Origin of the sequence: Nodosilinea sp. E11 (assembly GCF_032813545.1) — a bacterium.
In the GTDB taxonomy this organism is placed as follows: Bacteria; Cyanobacteriota; Cyanobacteriia; order Phormidesmidales; family Phormidesmidaceae; genus Nodosilinea.
Window position 1 is genome coordinate 811647 of the sequence record NZ_CP136520.1, and the last position, 20352, is coordinate 831998.

The following is a 20352-nucleotide window of genomic DNA, read 5'->3' on the forward strand; positions in this document are numbered from 1 at the left end:
GCGGTTGGCTCAGAATACCGTTATGATCTAGCCAGTTAAAAGGATAGGGCGAAAAGTTGTGATCGCGGTTGCCGTTAGCCTAAATCTAGTCATTGCGCTGTTCTGCTTTTACCTGGCCTGGCGGCTGTGGCGACTGACCCAAACCCTGGCTGCCGTAGCCGATGCCCTGGGGCAGTGGGAGCAAAAAACCCACAAAATTCTCAACCCGGCGGCTACTCCATCCCTGATTTTGCGGGGGCAAACCGGCACAGCCCGCCTGCGGCACAGCTACGATCGCTTGCAGGTACAGGTGCAACGGCTCAATCAGGTGATGGCCGTCATCCAGGTTTTACCCTTAGTGGGTCGCTGGGTCGGCCTGAGTCGGCGACAGCTTTCAATCAGACCCAGGGTTAAGGTAGCTCGGGCAAAATAACGATAGGATTGCCTTAGTTCCTGGCTAGAGAACGGTTAGGATCAGCGGCTTGGGTACCCATAGGAAACAAATACCATGAGCGAAAAGCAATCGGGAGGATTTATTGGTGGCTTAGTACTAGGGGCCGCCATGGGGGCTGTGGCTGGTTTGTTAGTAGCCCCTCGCACTGGCCGCGAAACTCGCCGCATTCTCAAGAAATCGGCTGATGCCCTACCAGAATTGGTGGAGGATCTCTCAACTACGGTACATCTCCAGGCCGATCGCCTATCGGAAACCGCCTTGGTCAACTGGGAGCATACCCTGACTCGCTTAAAGGAGGCGATCGCCGCTGGGCAAGAAGCCAGCCGTCAGGAGTATGAGCAGCTCAGCCAACCGGCTCCTGTGGTCAGCAACGGTTCTAGCCAAGATTAGGAGTGTTTGTTTTGGCCGACCCGCTGTTTTGGCTAGCTCTGTCGTTTTTGCTGGTCGTCGTCAGTTTGACGGCGGTGCTGGTGGTCGCTATTCCTGCCCTGCGCGAACTGGGCCGGGCGGCCCGCAGTGCCGAAAAAATGTTTGATACCCTGGGTCGCGAGTTGCCCCCCACCCTAGAGGCAATTCGGCTAACGGGGTTAGAAATTACTGAACTCACCGATGACCTCACCGATGGTGTGCAGAGCGCTGGGCAGGTCGTGCAGCAGGTCAACCAAAGCGTGACCTCGGCCCAGGTAGGGGCTCAGCGGCTAAATACCAGCACCAAAAGCTTACTGGCCGGGGCCAAGGCCGCTTGGCAAACCTGGACTGGGGAGCCGCCCGCCCGCCCAAAACGGTCGAAACCCAAGCGGTTTAGCTCAGCCCCGGCCAATGCCGATCCATCGTCATTCCGCCCTAGCCCTGAAGCCGCCCTGGGCGATCGCCAGTCTGCCGAGACAACTCCCTCTCCCGCCGAGCCAGAGACTAATGGTGAAGGGGGCAGCGATCGCCCCCAGCTAGAGCCAACCTCGCTCCATGCCGCCCCAGAGGCTGGGCTAGTCTCTCCCGGCCCCGATGACTTACCCCAGTTTTTGCCGAAGCAACCTATTCAAGGCGATTACTAAGCGCCCCCAGTCGCTGGGCCGGGGTCTGGGGCCAGAGCCGCAGATTTTACCTGAGATTCTAAAATTGCACCGTAGAGGGGGCTGGTGGCCATCAGGTGTTCGTGGGTGCCCTGGGCGACTAGGCGGCCCTGGTCCATCAGCAAAATGCGATCGGCGGTGCGCACGGTGCTAATTCGCTGGGCCACCACAAAGGCGGTGCAGGTGCGACGGCGCATCAGATCGTCGAGGGCCGCCTGAATTTGGGCGGCGGTTTGAGCATCGACGGCGGAGGTGCTGTCGTCGAGAATCAACACGCTGTAGTCGGTCAGCAGGGTGCGGGCGATCGCAATCCGCTGCTTTTGCCCCCCCGAGAGACCCACCCCCCGCTCGCCAACTAGGGTGTCATAGCCCTCGGGCAGGGTCATGACAAAGTCGTGGATCTGGGCAGCTTTGGCGACCTCAATCACCTGGTCGAGGCTGGCCTCAGCTTTGGCGTAGGTAATGTTAGAAAAAATGGTGCCCGAGAACAGGGTGGTCTCTTGAAAGACCGTACTGATGTGCGATCGCAGACTCTCTAGGGTAAAATCTCGCACATCGCGCCCGTCGATACGCACCGCCCCCGCTGTCACATCGTAGAAGCGGGGAATTAGGTTGGTGACGGTGCTCTTGCCCGAACCAGTCATGCCCAGAATAGCAATCAGCTCATTGGGCTTCGTTTCGAAAGAAATCTGGCAGAGGGCTGGGGCCGTGGCCCCAGGGTAGCGAAACGACACATTCTCGAAGGTGATCCGACCGGCGCAGGTGGTAAAGGGAATGGCCTGGGGGCGATCGCGAATTTCTACCTCAGCGTCGAGCACTTCGTAGACCCGCTCGGCGGAAGAGGAGGCCTGGGCGATCGCCGGAGCCGCAAAGCCAATCAGCAAAATCGGCTGCAAAATCAGCAGCAGGTAAGCGTTAAACGCCACCAGCTCGCCCACCGAAAATTGCTGGTTGATCACCGCTGCGCCGCCGTAGCCGACCACCACCACAATCACCAGGTTGCTCACCAAAAAAATGAAGGGAAAGGTGTTGCGAATGGCTCGAATAGTCTTCATGTTGGCGGCCACTAGCTCGCCGTTGAGCTGGGTGTAGCGATCGCTTTCGATCTCCTCCCGCACAAAGGCTTTGACCACCCGCACCCCCAGCAGATTTTCTTGCAGCACGCCGTTGAGCTCACTCAACTGCTCCTGCACCTGGCGAAACAGCAAATTATTTTGGTTAAAGAACCGCGCCATCAGCCATCCGGCGATGGGCACTACGGTCAGGCTAATGAGTGCCAGCCGCCAGTTCATCACCAGTAAAATCGTGGCGATCGCCAGCAGCGTCACCACACCGCTAATCACCTGCACCAGGCTGGTACTTAAAAACGTGCGAATCTGCTCAATATCGCTGGTCACCCGAGTCAGCAACTGCGACGTCTGCGACTGATCGTGATAGCTAAAGCTCAGGGTTTGAATTTTGCTAAAAATGCGGTTGCGCAGATCGTAGACCACGCTTTGAGACATCGCCTCGGCACAAAAGCTCTGACCAAAGTTAAACAACCCTCGGGCCAGGGCAGCCACCACCAGCCCCACCCCACTTTGCAGCACCACCGTTAGATTGCCTTCGGCAATGCCTTGATCGATCGCCCAACGAAATAGCTGGGGCGTAGCCGCGTAGGCCGCCACCAGCAGCAGGGCACTGGCCAGCGCCCCCAGCGTCAGCCAAGGGTGAGCCCCCAAACTATTCAGTACCCGCTGGAGGGGCTGCCGCGTAGGCGCGGCTTGGGGCTGAGACTGAACCAATTGCCTGCTCCTAATAACGTTGCTTGACTCGGCTTTGAAGATGGCGTGAGGAGATTTCTAAGCAATTCAAAGCTCCCAGTACTGACCTCCAGGGCTGGCCCCCTACCGTCCAACCTCTAATCCCCAAGGTCTGATCGGCTCCCCCTTCAGGGGCTAGAATTTTCCCATTGACGCGCACTGACGGCAACTGTATCTTAGCCATGGTTACCCCTTCGATCAATCTGGCCCCCCGGCGACAGTGCCGGAACTGTCGGTTCAATGCCCGTAGCCCCTATTTGGTTTGTGCGGTGCATCCCAGCGGGCCATCGCAGCGCCAATGTCCAGATTTTGAGTCGTTAACCCCTGTCGTTGAGCAGCCCAGGGTCTACCCCGCCGCCGTGGAAGCCGACTGGATGCAGTTCTGGGGACCAACCGAGGCAGAGTGGTTAGCCTTCTGGAATGCTGAGGACTAGTCCGGATCCCGAATTCACAGCCCCAATCGCACCCCCTGAACAGCCCAGGGCTGAAATTACCGCTAACCCCAGCCCATCTTCCTGTCGTTTCTTCCCCGTCTCTATGGCAGATTCTATCCCTGACCGATCGTCTAGTGCTGCCCCACCGGCTCCGTCGGTGCTACCCGCAGCAACTGCCACCGACGAGGATCTATGGGCCGTTGCTGAGCACCATCTTGTCCGCTACGGAGGCAGCTTTGCGCCTCGGCTAATTCAGCGGGCGCGGGGCAGCTACCTGTACGACCGTCAGGGCCGTCAGATTCTCGACTTTACCTCGGGGCAAATGTGCGCCACCCTGGGCCACAACCATCCCGATGTCGTCCAGGCGATTCACAAGGCCTGCACAGAGGTGCTGCACCTGTTTAGCGGCATGCTGTCTCCGGCGGTGATCGAACTGGCCGACTCGCTCTGCGGAATGCTGCCGCCGCCCCTGCAAAAGGCGCTGTTTCTCAACACCGGCAGTGAGGCCAACGAGGCCGCCCTGCGCATGGCCAAGCTGCATACCGGCGGCTTTGAGGTGGTGGGGTTGAGCGCCTCTTGGCACGGCATGACCGCCGGGGCCAGCGCCAGCACCTTTGTGTCAGCCCGCAAGGGCTATGGCCCAACGATTCCGGGCAACCTGGCTTTGCCCACGCCCAACTGCTACCGCTGCCCCATTCGCCACTGCCAAGACCAGTGCGACATGACCTGCCTGGAGGTGGGGTTTGAGCTGGTCGATAGCCAGTCGGTGGGGGCCTACGCCGCTGTGATTGCCGAACCAGTGCTCAGCGCCGGGGGGGTAGTGGTGCCGCCCCCCGGTTATTTTCAGCGGTTGCAGAGCTATTGCCAAGCCCGCGGCATGGTGCTGATTTTAGACGAAGCCCAGACCGCCTTTGGTCGCCTGGGCAGCCTTTTTGCCTTTGAGCAACTGGGTATAGTGCCCGATATTTTGACCCTATCGAAAACCCTGGGCGGCGGTCTGCCCCTGGCGGCCACCGTCACCAGCGAGGCGATCGAAACCCATTGCTACGAGCAGGGCTTTATCTACTACACCTCCCACGTGTCTGACCCCATGCCAGCGGAGGTGGGGTTGGCGGTGCTGCGGGTGCTGACCAGCCAAAATCTGGTGGCCCAGGCCGCGACCCAAGGGGCCTACCTCAAGCAGGGGCTACTGGCGCTGCAAGACCGCTACGACATCATTGGTGATGTGCGTGGGCAAGGGCTGCTATTGGGGGTAGAGTTGGTCAAAAACCGCGATCGTCGCGAACCCGACCCCGACACTGGGGCCGCCATTACCCGCCGCTGCTTAGAACTGGGACTGAGCATGAACATTACCGCCCTGCCCGGCATGGGGAGCGTGTGGCGCATTGCTCCACCCCTGACCGTGACCACGGCCGAGCTAGACCAGGGGCTAGCGATTTTAGAGCAGGCTATTGGCGACTGTATAGGTAGCAGGAGTTAGGATTCCCTCAGGCTCCCCATTTTGAGTAACCCCTAACACCATGGCGGTGGCCCAATGGCCTATAGTGCTCTCTGATTAAATTTCTGGAGAGACCCATGAGCGGACTTGGTGGACTGAACAAAGCGCCGAATGGTGTGGTGTTGGGCATGGTGCAACTCCAGTTGCCCAATGTGGTTACCCCTGATGATCTGGCCGCCCAGACCCGGCGCATTGTCGCGATGGTTGGCAAGGCCCGCCGCAACCTGCCCACGATGGATCTAGTGGTGTTTCCAGAATATTCGCTCCACGGGCTGTCGATGGATACTAACCCCGAGATCATGTGTCGCCTAGATGGCCCCGAAGTAGGGGCTTTTCGCCAAGCCTGCATCGATCACGACATCTGGGGCTGCTTCTCGATCATGGAGTACAACCCTGAGGGTAACCCCTACAACAGCGGCCTGATCATCGACAACCTGGGCGAGATCAAACTCTACTACCGCAAGCTCCACCCCTGGGTGCCCGTAGAACCCTGGGAGCCGGGGAACCTGGGCATTCCCGTGTGCGAAGGCCCCAACGGCAGCAAGATCGCCCTGATCATCTGCCACGACGGCATGTTCCCCGAGATGGCCCGCGAATGTGCCTACAAAGGAGCCGAAATCATGATTCGCACGGCAGGTTACACCGCCCCGATTCGCCACTCTTGGCGGATTACTAACCAGACCAATGCCTTCTGTAACCTGATGGTCACGGCCTCGGTCTGCATGTGCGGCACCGATGGCACCTTTGACTCGATGGGTGAAGGCATGATCGTCAACTTCGACGGCGAACCTCTGGTGATGGGTAGCCACCGCCCCGACGAAATTATCACCGCCGAGGTGCGCCCCGACTTAGTACGCGAGGCCCGCATTCACTGGGGAGTCGAGAACAATATCTATCAGTTTGGCCACCGGGGCTATGTGGCGGTCAAAGGCGGTGCCCAAGACTGCCCCTACACCTACATGAAAGACATGGTAGATGGATCTTATCGCCTGCCCTGGGAGGCAGAGGTGGTGCATACCGACGGCACGTCCTGCGGTTTCTCCACCCCGACTCGGGTCTATCGCGGTGAAGAGCTGCCACCTGCCTTAGACAAGGTAATGCCCTAGCCAGGGCCAGCGGTTCCCCATCTCCTGGTATAGCCGTGGTTATCGCTCTAGCAGGAGGGGGTGAGGTAAATACTCCGTTACCTTGCAAAGAACGGGTATAGGAGAGGGTGCACCTCGCTAAGGCGTGGGTGCCCTCGTCCGCTGCCCCATTGCAATAAAAGGATATTTACATGACAACTTACACCACCTCCACCAATGGCCCCAACCAGGCCCTCGCTCAGTTCAACAAGTTAGAGGTAGACGAGCAACTAGCCTTGCTCTGGTTTGTCTATGAGCAGATGGGCGAGTCAATTACCACTGCGGCCCCAGGCTCTGCTTCCCCCGAAATTGCCACTGGTCTCTATGATCAAGTGAAGGCGCTTGATCAACAGCAGCAGCTCGATGCCATGCGCGCGATCGCCCGAAAAGAGCAGTCGCACCAGATCAGCCGTGAATATGGTTCGCTGAGTGCCAACACCCAGTTGGCCTTCTGGTACTACCTAGCCCAGGGTATGGATAGCGGCGATATCATTCCTATGCCAGACGACTACGAGCTGTCTGACGCTGGGCGAGACTTGCTGGCCGCCCTCGAAACTATGGATTTCGAAGCCCAAATTACTCTTCTGCGCGATGCTGCTAACAGCATGGGCAGCGAACCCAGCAGCGGCGCTAGCATCTAGTAGGCCTGGCGCTAGATGACCATTATTGAGCACCAGAGTACCTGAGGGGAGCGAAGGGACTGACGCTGGCAGGGCAGCATCAGTCCCTTCGCCCTTTTTTGGGTCAGCTAGGTGTCAAGTTTTAGGAACGGTTGGCTGGACCATACCAAATCCTATCGGTATAACCCTCAATGTGTAGGGGCATTGCAGTGCAATGCCCCTGCGAGGTATCGCCTTCGAATCGGGGGGTTGTAGGTCGGATTCAGTATTAGGCCGCAGAGTACTAGGTGGCATAAATCATTTTCCGCGTCATACCGCCATCTACAACAAAGTTTTGCCCGGTGACAAAGCCTGCCGCCTCTGACAGCAAAAAGTTGACCAGTTCTGCCACATCCTGGGCCTGGCCCACCCGTCCGACCGGATGCTGCTGCTGGTCGCTTGGGCTGAGGTTAGCCGCCTGGGATGGATGTTGTTGGGCACTGACATCAATCCAGCCTGGGCTAATGCAGTTGACCCGAATGTCTGGGCCTAGGCTCACGGCCAAGGCGTGGGTAAGCGCCACAAGGCCGCCCTTTGAAGCCGCGTAGGCTTCGGAGTCAGGTTCAGACTGAAGAGCACGGGTGGAGGCGATGTTGACGATCGCCCCCTTAGTCTGCCGCAAATGGGGCACGGTATGCTTGGCCATCAAAAAGCCGCCGGTTAAATTGGTAGCAATCCAGCGATTCCAGTCGGCTAGGGTCAACGCTTCGACCGGACCACTGTGGGGATTGGCAATGCCAGCATTGTTAACCAAGCCATCGAGCTGGCCAAATTGCTCTAGAACCGACCGAACACAGCGCTCAACATCCTTTTCCTGGGAGACATCACAACGCATCACCCTGAAGGACTCGCGAAATTGGGCCAGGGCGGCCTGGGCAGCGGTGCTGGAAGAAGGATTAATGTCAGCGATCGCCACGTGCCAGCCCTGGGTAAGCAGGTGCTCAGCAATACCAAAACCAATGCCCTGTGCCCCTCCTGTGACTAGCGCAACGGGCTTCTGTTCCAGCTGATGCATAGCAGTGACCTCAGAGAAGTAAGCCTCTGATCAGCTTAAAGGGTTAGTTAAAAAGTTGCAGAGCGATAATCTCGTTCGACCAATCTCCTATAACCAACACTAGCCCATCCCAAAACATCAGCGCTTGGCCCCTAACAGCAGAAAATCCGGTGCGATGCACAAATAAGGGGGGTCGAGTAACTCCCTGAGCGCGATTGACTGAGTTACTTCTACACCGCACGCCTGGTTTAGGAGCCGCGAGACTAGCGCTAGGGCTATTGGCCTTTTGTTCATCTCAAACATTGAGATTATCGGGGAGATGAGGCACTAAGGACTATGCCCTTTTGCAATAAAATCTATTTTTACTTTGCTAATTGGGTGAAATTAATAGCGCATTTTAGAACCAAGCAATTACAATCAGGGTAGTATTTACTTGAGGCCTGATTTTCTTGGGGTTTTAGTTAGATCAGCCCAAGAAGAAACCCCTTACTGTAGCAATGTCAGCAATCCATTCTTGACATTTCAGCGCTTTTGTACTCATTACAGGACGATTTAGACTATGGCGGTAAAAAGCAAAGAGCCCTTAACTGGCAAAGAACTGCTTACCAAGGTCAAAGAAAACGATGGCCTCACGAAACGTGAACTCGCTAAAGAGTGTGGCTACTACACGGTGGGCAAAGAAGGTCAGACTCGCGTAAACTTAGCTGAATTTTATGACGCTCTTCTGTCGGCCAAGGGCATTCAGCTTGAGCCCGAGAAGAGTAAGGATGGCAGAGGTCGGGAAGCATCCTATAACGTCACCGTCCACAAAAATGGCCAAATTGTGATTGGTGCAGCCTATACCCAAGAAATGGGTCTTAAATCGGGCGATGAATTCAAAATCAAGCTGGGCTACAAGCATATTCACTTGGTTAAGCTAGATGATGAAGGCAACGAAGACCAATCGTAACCACAGGTTAGGACGTGGATCTAGGCGATTGGCCCAAAGGGCTGTTTAACTGACAAATCTCTAGAGATTAAGTTGGGTGAAGCGAGGCTTGTTGACTGACAAACTTCAATGGCAGATGGGCAAAACGCAGGAGCACCCAATACCAGAGCTAGTTTAGTTGGGCTCTACCAACGCGCCACCTAACTTAAGACGGTGCAAGGGCTTTGTCGGCCAAGCAGCCCCAAACATGGGTGATACCAAATCCGAATCGTACAACCCCGATTTCTAACAGGCGGATTGCTTAGGGACAAACACCGTTTGCCCAGTCCAACCTGGCTCGCCAAGTCGGATTCGGTATTAGCAATGCTCTTAGCCCTTACTCAGAGATTGAAGGCTAAGGTCTCTATGCCTCACGAGGACGATGCGCCCTGCCAAGCAGCCCCCCGACACAAAGCTGTCAGGGGGCTGCTTGGGCTCAACCCTTGGTTAGACTCAAAGCCCAAAGGGCTGGGGCTGAAGGGCAAGCTGGCTGGCGATCGCATCGTAGAGGCGATCGCTCACCAGGGTGTGGGCCTCATCGGTGAGCCCCACGGGGCTTTTAAAGGCCTGCCCTGCGAAGGTGGCGTAGAGGGGGTAAAAATTTAAGACCTGGGCATTGGCAGACAGTTGGCTAGCCTGGTTGGCTGCTGCGGCCAAGCCTTCATACCCCGTACGCATTTGTTCAAGGTAGCTATTGTCTAGCTCTGCCAAAATTGCCGATTCCTCAGGCGTCAATGTCTCGGGTTGGCGGGTCGAAATTTCCGGTTCAATGCCAATGATCAACCGTTTTTGGTTGGCAGACGCCCAGCGCACCATCTGCCGTAGGTGGTTGCCATAGCGCTGAACGCGCTGATCGAGTTCGGCGGAGTCGGCGGGCAGGCGATCGCTTAACGTTGCATCGAGGGTAGGGGCGTAGAGATTGAGGGGCTCCACCAACTGTTGCTCCGACTGCTGCCGCTGCAAACCATAGTGCTTAACACCCTGAACAATATAAAGCTGATTAAACCAAGCGGCTACCTGATCACCCAGCCCGGCCCCAAAGCCCTGCCCACCACTGGTCAAATACTGCTCTAGACCAGGCACATCGCTGCCTCGGTCAGTGCTGGGCAACATCAGATCGGCGTAGCCCCCCATGACCACGACAAAATCTGGGTTGTAGGCCGCTACTTGTTGGGTCAGCAGGGCCAAATCATTGCCCGAGGCATAGCCGGGCACGGCGGCATTGATCACCCGGTACTGACCATCGCGAATGCGCGGCGGTAGCGCCAGCGCTGCTTGCACCTGGTCAGCCCGAAAGGGCAACGCACTGGGCTGAAATTGGTTCGGATTAGCTCGTTGCTGGGCGACTCGCTCATTGAGGCGGGTTTCGAGCTTGCTGGTAAAGGTAGTCTGATTGTTAGAGCTGAGCTGACCAAAAGCCGTTGACCCCCCCAATACAAAAATTCGGATCTCGCCTGCCGGTTTTGAACTCGGCACGGGTTCAGTTTCGCGAAAGCCGTTTTCGTTAATCTGCCAAAAGTCGCTTTGTTGGTTAGCCGCCAATCGATAGCCCACCAGGGGATCGCGTACCGCTTTTAGCTCACCGCTATCGGGTAACCCCATGTATGGTTGCCCGGCTTTATCGACAAATCGGAGTTGGTAGGAGTTGATCGCACCTGCGGCTTGAGCACCAGTGAAGCGATCGCTAGTGCCGGTGGCATGGGTCACAATCCGGGTTAAAAACTCTAACCCGACAGGAATGCCAATCAGCAATAGAAGAACCAACGCCCACCGTAACGGCCGCCGCGATGATCTCTTCCTGTATTGGTAACTGCTGTACATAGACTTCGCCACTCTCAAGTCGTACACATCAATGCGCGAATAGCAGAACGATTGTAGGCGATCGCTGCCCCTTCACCGCTGCCCCTTCGCCTCAATGGCACTCAAGGCACCCTTACTCCCCTGCCTACGCCCATCGTTCATTCAAGTTGGCACTAGCGCATTTAGACGCTAAACCACCACAAGATGTTCCACAACTCATCAATTCTTCAAACAGCTATTCCCGACAATTCAAGCATATCTACTGCTTTAAAGGTAGTTACCACCGGTAGAAAAGAGTTATCCCAAGCGCGATCGTCTCTTTCTACAGTTGCCCAAACCACCTAGATAACCATGCTGAAAAGCTGATAGTGACGCCAATCCAGCAAAACACCCAGACGCTCGCGATGCGTTGCCAGTCAATAAAGACGCTCTCTCAAAACCATAAAACCTGCCGTTTTATCAGCATGATTAACATCATCATGATTGCTTCATAATGGCCATCAATTCTAATTCACTATTGCCCAGATTGACCTTAAGAGACCTTGGTCACAAAGCTGTCACATTTAGCTTTTATGATTGAAACCGGTCAAGCCCCCAACCTAATACGTGATGTTATGAATAGTTTGAGCACCATGCAAAATTACTATCCTTGGAATGCCAAAACTCTAGTAGAGTGGCTCAATGATGAATTTTGCTTCAACGATTTCCAAAAATTAGAGGACACCTTAAACATACCGAAGCATATAGCTAAAGCTTGGCTAACTGAGCCCTTTCCTTCTATCACTCTGGCCCAAATTCGCCTAATTGCACAATACAGGGGTTGGAAGTTAGATCAAATGATTGAGTGGCTTGAACTCAAGCCTGCCCACGTTCAAGAACTCATTGACTACGACATTTCCCAGAGAAACTAGAAATTGCTCTAGCCCCTATCTAAACCACTGATTTCAATCAGTTTAGGTAGGGGTATTTTTTTAAGTTTTTTCTAGTTTGCGAGCATACTCCCATGAAGGGTAGTGAGGAGATAAAGCATAGCTTGCCCATAGCGTTTTAGCTCTTGTAGCCGCAGGATTTGTTCTGTGCTCAGGATAGGGTTTCGACTTAAGGAATCGGCATAGGACAGTATAGTGTCAACGGCTTGGTGGGCTGCATCGAAGGAGGATCCAGCGTCATCAAACGGGTGACGTCGGGCGGAGCAGATCTGCTCCCATTAACGCCATTGATCAATGTCTTACGGCTCTAACCCGATGCCCTGCGCTAGAGAGGATATCAAATAAAATGCGAAGGTTATCGACTAGATCATCAATGATGAGAATGTCACCCTGGGAAATAGAAACATTAAGTGTCATAGCTTCAGGCAACAGCTAGTTCAGCGATAGTAGCTTGCCAGGTTTCTAGGGCATTCAGTCGAGGCAGAGATGACAGTAGTGAGAGCCAGCTATAGTCATAGTCACTTGGGTTAGAACATCCAACCCTAGAAACGTTCGAACGTTCTTAGGAAAAATGTCTTAACCAGACTGGCTACAGCTATATTTCAGACTCACCCAAGTTTTTTAAGAAATAAATTTTGACTGCCGCCAGCACAATCTCACAAACGAATCACCTCTTCTGGAAAATCAATTTAATTAGTTTTGAAGTTTTAGAAGCATTCTCAGAACAGCAAACTGGAGGATCTTTGGGAGTACATCTTAGCTTAGAATAATTTACCGTGGATTGAAAAAGTATCGTTAATGTTTCCATGCAACGCCTATATCCTGAAGGCTTCTGTACTCTAAATATTTCTTACTTCAAGCACCTCTTTTGTAGCTCTTGATTGCATCCATGAATCACCCAAAAGCCATCAGAGCTGTAATCGTTCTCTGACATGGGCATTGAGGACTAATACTAAATCCCGATTGGCTACCCCCGATTCTACTGGGCGAACAGCGGTAAAGCCTCTGGCCAGGCTGTGCCAACGCCCTTACAGGCTGGCCGGTTGGGAATCGGGGGTCATGGAATTCGAATTCGATATAAAACAGCATCTTGTGATCACTGATTAACCAATCAGCTATCCATCGCCTGCTGGATCAGGTCGTGGATGGTGTCGAAGGCAAAACTATCGAGATGCCGGTGGATCAGATCAGCTAGGGCATTTAGGCTAGGAGGAAATTGGTTCGCTAACTGGGCAAGTTGTTCGCTGTCGAGTTTAAGAGTGGCGTCGTAAAGCTGGGCGATCGCCGAACTAGGCAAGGCTCGTAGGGCGGCGATCGCAGCGGTAGTAGACATGGGCTCAGCGGCGATCGCCACTGGCGCTGAGTCGTAGGTGTACTGCACACCCAAATGCTCGGCTATCTTAACCAACACATGGTTTAGCTGAAAGGGTTTGCGCACAAAATCATCGCAGCCTACGCTCAGGGCCTGAGCCCGGTCTTCTTCAAAGGCATTGGCGGTGAGGGCAATAATTTTGGGGGCAGGTAGATTAGCGGCTTGGGTTTGAGTGCGAATGTGCCGAGCCACCTGATCACCGCTGAGTATAGGCATGCGCATGTCGAGCCAGATTAGCTGAGGTTGACAATCTAACCACAGGGCGAGCGCTTCCTGCCCATCGCGGGCTTCCCAAACCTCAAAGCCAACGGAGCGCAGCAGTTGGGTGAGCAGATGGCGGTGGGTGCGATCGTCGTCTGCCACCAAAATGCGGTAGGGGGGTTGGCCTGGAGCCAGTTGGGTAATGGGGGGGAGTGCCGGGCTGAGCTCAGCGTCATCGACTCTGTCGACCACCTGCATAGGTAGGGTAAAGGCAAAGGTAGACCCCTGGCCCAGCTGGCTCTCTACGGTGAGGGTACCCCCCAACAGCTGCACAAACTGACGACTGATCGATAGCCCGAGACCGGTGCCCTCGTGAACCCGAGTTCTCTGGGTAATTTGCACAAAGGGATCGAGTAGACAGTCGAGGTTTTCGGCGGCGATGCCAATGCCCGTATCGCTGACCGCAAAGGCGATCGCTAGGTTGGTACCAGGGGCTAGGCAATCGATCGGGACAGGCACAGGGGTGACTCGCAAACAGACCTGACCGCTGTCGGTAAACTTGATCGCGTTGCCCAGAAGGTTAATGAGCACCTGGCGTAATTTGGGTTGATCGCTGCTGAGGTAGCAGGGCAAAGCCGGATGGCGGTCGATAATGAGCTTTAGCCCTTTGGTGCTAGCTCGCAGATGAAACAGCTCTGCCAAGGTGTTTAGCAAGATATCTAGATCAAAGCAGAGCGGATTAAAACTTACCTGCCCAGCCTCAATTTTTGCCATCTCAAGAATGTCGTTAATGAGGTCAAGCAGGTGCTCACCGCTGCGGTTGATAATTTCTAACGATTGCCGATCGCTGGGACTAAGGGCATGGTCGCGGGCCATGAGCTGGGAGAACCCTAAAATGGCATTGAGCGGGGTGCGCAGTTCGTGACTCATGTTAGCTAAAAACGTGCTTTTTGCCTGGCTGGCCGACTGGGCAATCTCAGTGGCCTGTTGCAGGGCCTGGGTGCGCTCTTGCACCCGCTGCTCTAGCTCCTGGTTGAGGGTTTGGAGCGATGCTTCGACCTGTTTGCGATCGCTGATGTCTTCGTAACAACCGAGGACGCCAATAATATCGCCCTCGGCATTGCTAATCGGTACTTTGCTAGTGCGAATCCAGGTTTCTTCATCGTTAGCATTGTTGGTGAGTTCTTCGTAGCCCAATTCTGGGATTTGCGTGGTCATCACCCTGACGTCGTCGCGGCGGTAGTCTTCGGCGTAGGCCGCCCAGGGCAGTTCTAAATCAGTTTTGCCAATAATCTGTTCGGGGGTCAGGTTAAAGTCGTTGGCAAAGGCGTAGTTGCAGCCCAAAAAGCGGGAGTAACGATCTTTCCAAAAGATACGTAGGGGAACGGTATCTAGCACCAGTTGCAGCATGGTGCGCGATTCTTGGAGAGCCTGCTCGGCCTGCTTGCGATCGCTGATATCGTTGACGACCCCCAGCAGATAGCGAGGCTGACCTAACCCATCTTGCACTAGAGAAACGGCCAAGCTGACCCAAACCATGGCCTGGTCGCTGCGCAGGTAGCGCTTCTCCATCATGAAGGTTGAAATTTCACCGCTGAGCAAACGCTGCACGTTGGCATTGTCATGCGACATATCGTCGGGATGGGTCAGATCTAGATATGTTTTTGAAGCCAGCTCTGGAGCTGAGTAACCGACTAGATCACAAAATTTTTGGTTAGCCTGCACAATGCGGCCGTTTAGGTCGGCCTCAACGATGCCCATAGCGGCCTGCTCAAAGATGCCGCGAAAACGTTCTTCGCTCTGCCGCAAGGCGATCGCCGCCCGCTGACGCTCGTTGTCAAGCCGCGAGCGATCGCGCATATCGCGGCAAATGGTGGCCAGGCACAGCGGCTCGTGGGAGTTGGAATCGCGAATGAGGAAAATTACCTGCTCGACCACAATGTCTTCGCCAGTTTGATGGTGCCGGAGAGTAGATTCGCCTCGCCAGCAGCCCTGGTTTAGCGCGGTAGGCAGTGCCTCCTCTACGAGGTGGGTGACAGCAGCTGGGTTGTGAAGATTGACGATGGGGGTATTGATGATCGAAGCTGCCGATCGCCCGATTAGCCGCTGCCCCGCTTGGTTGAGGTAGAGGGTATCGCCGCTGAGGCTAGCGGTGCCAATCAGGTCAGTGCTGTTCTCCACAATGGCGGCAAGTTTTTGAAGTTCTTGAGTGCGCTGCTGCACCCGCTGTTCTAGCTCGTCGTTGAGTTGCTGGAGGGCTAGCTCAGCGGTTTTACGCGGCGTGATGTCGTAGGCAGCCCCTGCCATGCGCAACAGCTCACCGTCGGCACTGTAGATGCCCTGCCCGCTGTCGGCAATCCACCGCTGGGTGCCATCGGGCAGCAGCACCCGATATTCGTGCTGAAACGTCCGCCCTGCGCCGATCGCCTGATCAATCTCTTGCTGCACAGCGGCGCGATCGTCAGGGTGAATGGTCTGGAACCAGCGGTCGTGGGTCAGCGGCTCCGCCCTGGGCTCTAGGCCTATGAGCTGATAGGCGATGTCATTCCACGTCAGCTGGTTGGCGCAGGCATCCCAGTTCCAAAGGCCGATGCGGCCAAACTTTAGGGCAATCTGAAGCTGCTCCTGACTTTGCTGTAAGGCGGCCTCAATGCGCTTGCGATCGCTGATGTCGACCATCACGCCCATCATTTTGATCGGCTGACCGCTGTCGTTATAAATGCCCTGGCCTCGGGTTAGCACCCACCGTTCATCGCCGTTGGGCCACACCACCCGATATTCCACATCGAGCAGACTGTGGGTATCTAGGGCTTGGGCAAAGGCCTGCTCGGCCTGGGCCAGATCGTCGGGGTGGACGGCCTGACACCAGGTGGCGTAGTTACTGGGGTGTATCCCAGGAGTCAGCCCCATCAGGTGGTAGTGGCTGTCGCTCCAGAGAGCCTGGCCCGAAGCCACCTCAAACTCCCAACTGCCGGTGTGGGTAAGCTCTAGGGCCAGCTGGCGGTGCTGTTCGCTAGCCCTGAGGGCGGCCTCAATGCGCTTGCGATCGCTAATGTCGCTGACCCGCACCAGCATCATTGCCGACCCTGTTACGGTGATCAGGTTGGTGGCTAAATTGCCCCAAAACAGGTTTCCTTTGAGGCTGACATACTCCACCTCAGCACTCCAAAATCCATGCTCGGCAATGATTTGGCGAGCCTCGGTCAGTTCTGCCTCGGTAAAGGGCTGCCGTTGCAACTGGTTGCCTTGAATGCCAATCAGGGACGCTTTAGTCTCGGCTTGAAATAGCTCTACGGCGCGATCGTTGCAGTCAACAATCAAACGGGTGTGAGTATCGACTAAAAACAGTCCATCGCTCGATTGGTTAAACACAGCTTCCAGCAGCTCGCGGTTGCGGCGCAGTTCTAGCTGGGTCTGTTGATGCTGGGTAATGTCGTGCATAAACCCGTACCACACCAGATCCCCATTCGCTAGCTGCTGGGGGACCGATGTCTTCACCTCCAGCCACTTCAGCTCACCGTCAGGGGTGGTAATTCGACACTTTCCTTGAAAGGTCTCCTCTGGATGCTGAGCAGAATGGGCAACATGGGCAATCCACATCGGCACATCCTCGGGATGAACCAGATCCCATAGAGCCTGGGCTGTCGTCAAAAGCGCCTCAGCCTTGAGGCCAAAGAGGGCTTCACAGCCAGAGCTGACATAGGTAAAGGCGTCGGTGCCGTCGGCATGGCGCACGTAGCGATGCACCACCCCCGGCAAGTTCTTGGTCAGTTGCTGAAAGAATAGTTGGTCCTCTGGGGGAGCAAGATCGGCGGTTTGGCGATCGCCCCGTTCTGCCGGCTGCTGTTGGGCCGCCATCAGTTGGGCCTGCATCTGCGCCAGCTGCTGCTCGTAGTGGTAGCGCCGCAGGGCTTCGGTTACCGTTAGTTGTAGATCGGCCTCAGTCCAGGGTGACCTCAGACAGCGGTAGAGCTGGCCCGAGGGAATCAACGCCGCGATCGCTCCACCATCGGTGCCATCCGTTGACTCCAGCAGCAACACTGTCAGCGCTTGGGGAAACCAACGGTAGAGGGTCTGGATGCCAGCGGAGTCGATCAGCCCCTGGCGGGCAATCACCAGGGGCACAGAGGTGTGGGTAGTTCCCAGGGTTTCGATCTGAGCTGCCGCCTGGGCAGTGGTCAGAGCCAGGGCTAGGTCATAGCCGGGATTTTCCTCTGCTAGCTGAGCCCGTAGTAGCTGTGGCGTCAGCGGATGGTGATCAATGCAGAGAATGGTAGCCATGGGATGGAGACATCCAGGGGAGATTGAGAACACGAGTTACAGCCGCAGGCCCTGAGCCCTTGACTATCTGGTTGATGCAGTTCCAGTCACGTCAACGATCAAGTTATAGCCCGAGCATACCCTGGTCAAGTCAGCGGCCACCGCTGATCAGGATAAAGCTTTAGATGCTGTGATCGGCCTTTAGCCAGCACCTCACAGGAGCTAACCACCCCGCCAGCGGCGGGGCAAAACAGGCAATCTTTAGTTTTCCCGCCCTGAGCAGTCAAAGCTCTCCTGGGACACCGCCTGAATGAGATCGAGGATTTGATCGAACTGAAAGTCGGTGGCCCAGTAGCGCAGCCAGTCGCCCAGGGCCGCCCGCTCCGCTGGAATGGTTCGGGTGAGAGCCAAAACGGTGCCGTCGTCGCCGATGGTGGCGGCCAGTTCGAGCTGATCGCGCCAGACTCTCGGCATGGCTACGAAATCATCACTCAGCGGAGGTGGGCACAGAGAGGCCGGGGTGGGGGGCACCTCGGCGGTAGCGTCGATCGCCGTTAGGGTCTGCACACTGCCCTGGGCAGCAATGGTAAATTCAAATCGGCTTCCCTGGCCGGGCTGACTCTGGCAGCGGAGGTCGCCCCCCAGTAGCCGCACATACTCTTGACAGATAAACAGGCCTAAACCACTGCCCCGCTGCGATCGCTGGCCCGGTGCCGACTGCTCAAAGGGGTTAAACAATCGCTCTAGATCAGCGTGGTCAATGCCAGATCCCGTATCGGTCACCACAAAGGTCAGATGGTACTGACTGACAGCACTGGGCAATTGGCCCAGAGAAGCGGTTGGATCGCCAGCGCCCACTTCAATGGGGTTAATGATCTGTAGGGTCACTTGCCCAGAGACAGTAAACTTAAACGCGTTTTCTAGCAAATTTGCCAAAATTTGGTACAGCTTGGCTTCGTCGGTGCAAATTTGCCGGGGCGGTTGCCCTTCGAGAGTTACCCGAAACTCCACGACCGGATGGATCTGGTGAGCCGAAAACTGCTCCTGGAGGTTTTCTAGCAGCAGCCCCAGATCAAGCCAAGCGGGGGTGACAGTTGCCCCTTCGTCAGTATCGAGCTTAGAGGCCAACAGCAGGTTGTTGATCTGCGCCAACAGGTAGTCAGCGCTGCGGCGCATACTGGCTAGGGCCTCTTGGTGCCTAGCAGGAATGGTGGCGTCATGCTGCATGACCTGAATAAACCCCAAAATGATATTTAACGGGGTGCGCAGCTGGTGGCTCATGTTAGCCAAAAACAGGATTTTAGACTCGTTTGCCGCCTCGGCAGCCACTTTGGCTGTGGCCAGTTCAGTGGTGCGTTCAACCACTCGACGTTCCATTTCGGTAAACGCGGCGTCCATCTGGGCCACCATTTGGTTAAAGGCACCGGCCAGCATTCTTACCTCTCGAATGCCCTGCATCTCCACAGTTTGGGTGCGATCGCCCTTAGCGATCGCCCGACTGGCGATCGCCATCTGCCCAATGGGGCGATTAATCCAGCGGACGGCGAGCAGGGCCAGCAGTAGCGTCACCGACAGTAATAGCAGAGCCAGCAGCAGGGCAGTGCGGATATAGGCATCCACCTGGGCCTGAAAGTCAGACTCAGGCACCACCACCACCACTAGCCAGTCGAGGCCGAGATCATCTTGCCAGGGTGTCAGGCTGACAAACTGACGAGTTCGCCCTAGCCAAAAAGCAAAGGTCGTAGGGCCAGCAGTAGTCAACTGGTCACGGCGGATCAGCTGCTCAGCCGTAGCCTGAACCCGCGGATTGAAGCTGCGGATGGCGGGCCGTCGCTGGGAATGGCCATCGACCACTTCAAAGGGAGCCACCCCATCAGAGCTGGCCACCAGCATCCCACTGCGTTCCACAATAAAAATTTCGGTCGAGGGGCTGACCTGAATGGCTTGCAAAAAGCGGTTGATTTGAGTCAACACCAGATCAGCCCCCATCACCCCGATCAACTCGCCTTGGGGGGTATAGAGAGGGTGGCTAGCCGAAATCGAGAGCACATCGGGCTGATCCTCCCAGGCATAAATCTGACTCCACACGGGTTGCTTGGCAAGGGCGGCATCGGCGTACCAAGCCTCCTCCTGATTGGACTCGGGGGCAGCGATAGACTCTGCTTGAGTCCGGTTCCCCCGGGCATCAGTTTGATAAATAGTCATCTGTTCGAGATTGTCCCGCCGGGTTTCGTTAATCACCAGGGTGCCATCGGCAGAGCGCTCAACCCCAATAAACTCTCCCGCCTGGTTGCCATAGTTGAGATAGTCGATGGGGTAAAGCTGCATCTGCTGCCAGAAAAACCGCCCCATCTGCTCAAAATTTTCTAGGTCTATCAACCCGGTCTCAACGGCGGCCACATGGGTTCGATTGAGCCGAGTCGCGACTAGGAGCTGGTGGTCAACATAGGCCAAAACTCGTTCCGTAGTCTCTTCTCGCAGGTTAGCGGCCAGTTCGGCGACGGTGACCCGTCGATACTCCATCATCACCCAGCCGGTAAGGCCGACCACCGTCAGCATTTGCAACAGGTAGGGTACCTCTAGCACTGCAACGAGAGGCAACCGCTGAATTAGGCGGGTAGCTTTGGTCAAGAACTGGATGATGGCGGTCTCCGGGCTAGTTAGGAGCAGTTAACCCCCAGTTCAGCAGGGTGCATACTAGGCGGCCCTACAGTTTTGCGTTTGGGACTTGGGGGTATGCAATTCGGATTTGGGATCAGGAATCCAGCTGTTGGAATATTCTGGCTAAAGACTTCAGATTCTCTAAGAG

Annotated in this window: 14 protein-coding genes; 9 read left to right on the forward strand and 5 right to left on the reverse strand. The window is 55.7% G+C overall.

The features are described 5' to 3' along the window. Positions 1 to 58: 58 nt before the first annotated feature. From RRF56_RS06030 to RRF56_RS06040, 3 genes are all read left to right on the forward strand, one after another. Positions 59 to 412: a hypothetical protein gene (locus RRF56_RS06030; RefSeq protein ID WP_317036733.1), complete on the forward strand. Its 354-nt coding sequence runs from the start codon at positions 59 to 61 to the stop codon at positions 410 to 412. Between the two features lie 75 nt (positions 413 to 487). After that, a complete protein-coding gene (locus RRF56_RS06035) occupies positions 488 to 823 on the forward strand; it encodes a YtxH domain-containing protein (protein WP_317036734.1) in 336 nt (111 codons plus the stop codon). A gap of 11 nt (positions 824 to 834) precedes the next feature. Continuing rightward, entirely contained in the window at positions 835 to 1485 is a 651-nt protein-coding gene (locus RRF56_RS06040; RefSeq protein WP_317036735.1) for a hypothetical protein, read from the forward strand. Here RRF56_RS06040 and RRF56_RS06045 read toward each other — a convergent pair. Next, on the reverse strand, positions 1482 to 3287 hold the full coding sequence (locus tag RRF56_RS06045; RefSeq protein ID WP_317036736.1) for an ABC transporter ATP-binding protein: 1806 nt from the start codon (positions 3285 to 3287) through the stop codon (positions 1482 to 1484). The genes RRF56_RS06040 and RRF56_RS06045 overlap by 4 nt on opposite strands. A 200-nt stretch (positions 3288 to 3487) precedes the next feature. Here RRF56_RS06045 and RRF56_RS06050 point away from each other — a divergent pair, with 200 nt between their 5' ends. From RRF56_RS06050 to RRF56_RS06065, 4 genes are all read left to right on the forward strand, one after another. Then, positions 3488 to 3739, forward strand: a complete 252-nt coding sequence (locus RRF56_RS06050) for a DUF6464 family protein (RefSeq protein WP_317036737.1) — start codon at positions 3488 to 3490, stop codon at positions 3737 to 3739. 103 nt (positions 3740 to 3842) lie between these two features. Next, complete coding sequence (locus RRF56_RS06055) at positions 3843 to 5219, forward strand: aspartate aminotransferase family protein (RefSeq protein ID WP_317036738.1); 1377 nt, start codon at positions 3843 to 3845, stop codon at positions 5217 to 5219. A 95-nt stretch (positions 5220 to 5314) separates the two neighbouring features. Then, complete coding sequence (locus tag RRF56_RS06060) at positions 5315 to 6343, forward strand: formamidase (protein WP_317036739.1); 1029 nt, start codon at positions 5315 to 5317, stop codon at positions 6341 to 6343. Positions 6344 to 6513: 170 nt separating this feature from the next. Then, positions 6514 to 7002, forward strand: a complete 489-nt coding sequence (locus RRF56_RS06065; RefSeq protein WP_317036740.1) for an orange carotenoid protein N-terminal domain-containing protein — start codon at positions 6514 to 6516, stop codon at positions 7000 to 7002. Positions 7003 to 7264: 262 nt separating this feature from the next. Here the strand turns inward: RRF56_RS06065 and RRF56_RS06070 are convergent, their stop codons facing one another. Further along, positions 7265 to 8035, reverse strand: coding sequence for an SDR family oxidoreductase (locus tag RRF56_RS06070; RefSeq protein WP_317036741.1), 771 nt, complete (start codon positions 8033 to 8035; stop codon positions 7265 to 7267). Between the two features lie 538 nt (positions 8036 to 8573). Between RRF56_RS06070 and RRF56_RS06075 the strand changes: the two genes are divergently transcribed. Beyond that, positions 8574 to 8963 (forward strand): AbrB family transcriptional regulator, encoded by a 390-nt coding sequence (locus tag RRF56_RS06075; protein WP_317036742.1) that lies wholly within the window; start codon positions 8574 to 8576, stop codon positions 8961 to 8963. A gap of 471 nt (positions 8964 to 9434) precedes the next feature. On the opposite strand, the gene RRF56_RS06080 is transcribed toward RRF56_RS06075, so the two are convergent. Beyond that, positions 9435 to 10745 carry a hypothetical protein gene (locus RRF56_RS06080; RefSeq protein ID WP_317036743.1) on the reverse strand — a complete coding sequence of 437 codons (1311 nt, stop codon included), beginning with the start codon at positions 10743 to 10745 and terminating at the stop codon, positions 9435 to 9437. 608 nt (positions 10746 to 11353) lie between these two features. Between RRF56_RS06080 and RRF56_RS06085 the strand changes: the two genes are divergently transcribed. After that, entirely contained in the window at positions 11354 to 11692 is a 339-nt protein-coding gene (locus RRF56_RS06085; protein ID WP_317036744.1) for a hypothetical protein, read from the forward strand. Positions 11693 to 12821: 1129 nt separating this feature from the next. Here the strand turns inward: RRF56_RS06085 and RRF56_RS06090 are convergent. Next, the gene (locus RRF56_RS06090; protein ID WP_317036745.1) at positions 12822 to 17564 is read right to left on the reverse strand and encodes a PAS domain S-box protein; all 4743 of its coding nucleotides are present in this window, start codon (positions 17562 to 17564) and stop codon (positions 12822 to 12824) included. A gap of 240 nt (positions 17565 to 17804) precedes the next feature. Then, positions 17805 to 20174 carry a sensor histidine kinase gene (locus tag RRF56_RS06095; RefSeq protein ID WP_317036746.1) on the reverse strand — a complete coding sequence of 790 codons (2370 nt, stop codon included), beginning with the start codon at positions 20172 to 20174 and terminating at the stop codon, positions 17805 to 17807. Positions 20175 to 20352: the final 178 nt, after the last annotated feature.

Excerpts from the sequence above, each read along its gene's own strand:
- RRF56_RS06035 (WP_317036734.1), top strand. The coding sequence starts at position 488 with ATGAGCGAAAAGCAATCGGGAGGATTTATTGGTGGCTTAGTACTAGGG.
- RRF56_RS06050 (WP_317036737.1), top strand. The coding sequence starts at position 3,488 with ATGGTTACCCCTTCGATCAATCTGGCCCCCCGGCGACAGTGCCGGAAC.
- RRF56_RS06055 (WP_317036738.1), top strand. The coding sequence starts at position 3,843 with ATGGCAGATTCTATCCCTGACCGATCGTCTAGTGCTGCCCCACCGGCT.
- RRF56_RS06060 (WP_317036739.1), top strand. The coding sequence starts at position 5,315 with ATGAGCGGACTTGGTGGACTGAACAAAGCGCCGAATGGTGTGGTGTTG.
- RRF56_RS06065 (WP_317036740.1), top strand. The coding sequence starts at position 6,514 with ATGACAACTTACACCACCTCCACCAATGGCCCCAACCAGGCCCTCGCT.
- RRF56_RS06070 (WP_317036741.1), bottom strand. The coding sequence starts at position 8,035 with ATGCATCAGCTGGAACAGAAGCCCGTTGCGCTAGTCACAGGAGGGGCA.
- RRF56_RS06075 (WP_317036742.1), top strand. The coding sequence starts at position 8,574 with ATGGCGGTAAAAAGCAAAGAGCCCTTAACTGGCAAAGAACTGCTTACC.
- RRF56_RS06085 (WP_317036744.1), top strand. The coding sequence starts at position 11,354 with ATGATTGAAACCGGTCAAGCCCCCAACCTAATACGTGATGTTATGAAT.
- RRF56_RS06090 (WP_317036745.1), bottom strand. The coding sequence starts at position 17,564 with ATGGCTACCATTCTCTGCATTGATCACCATCCGCTGACGCCACAGCTA.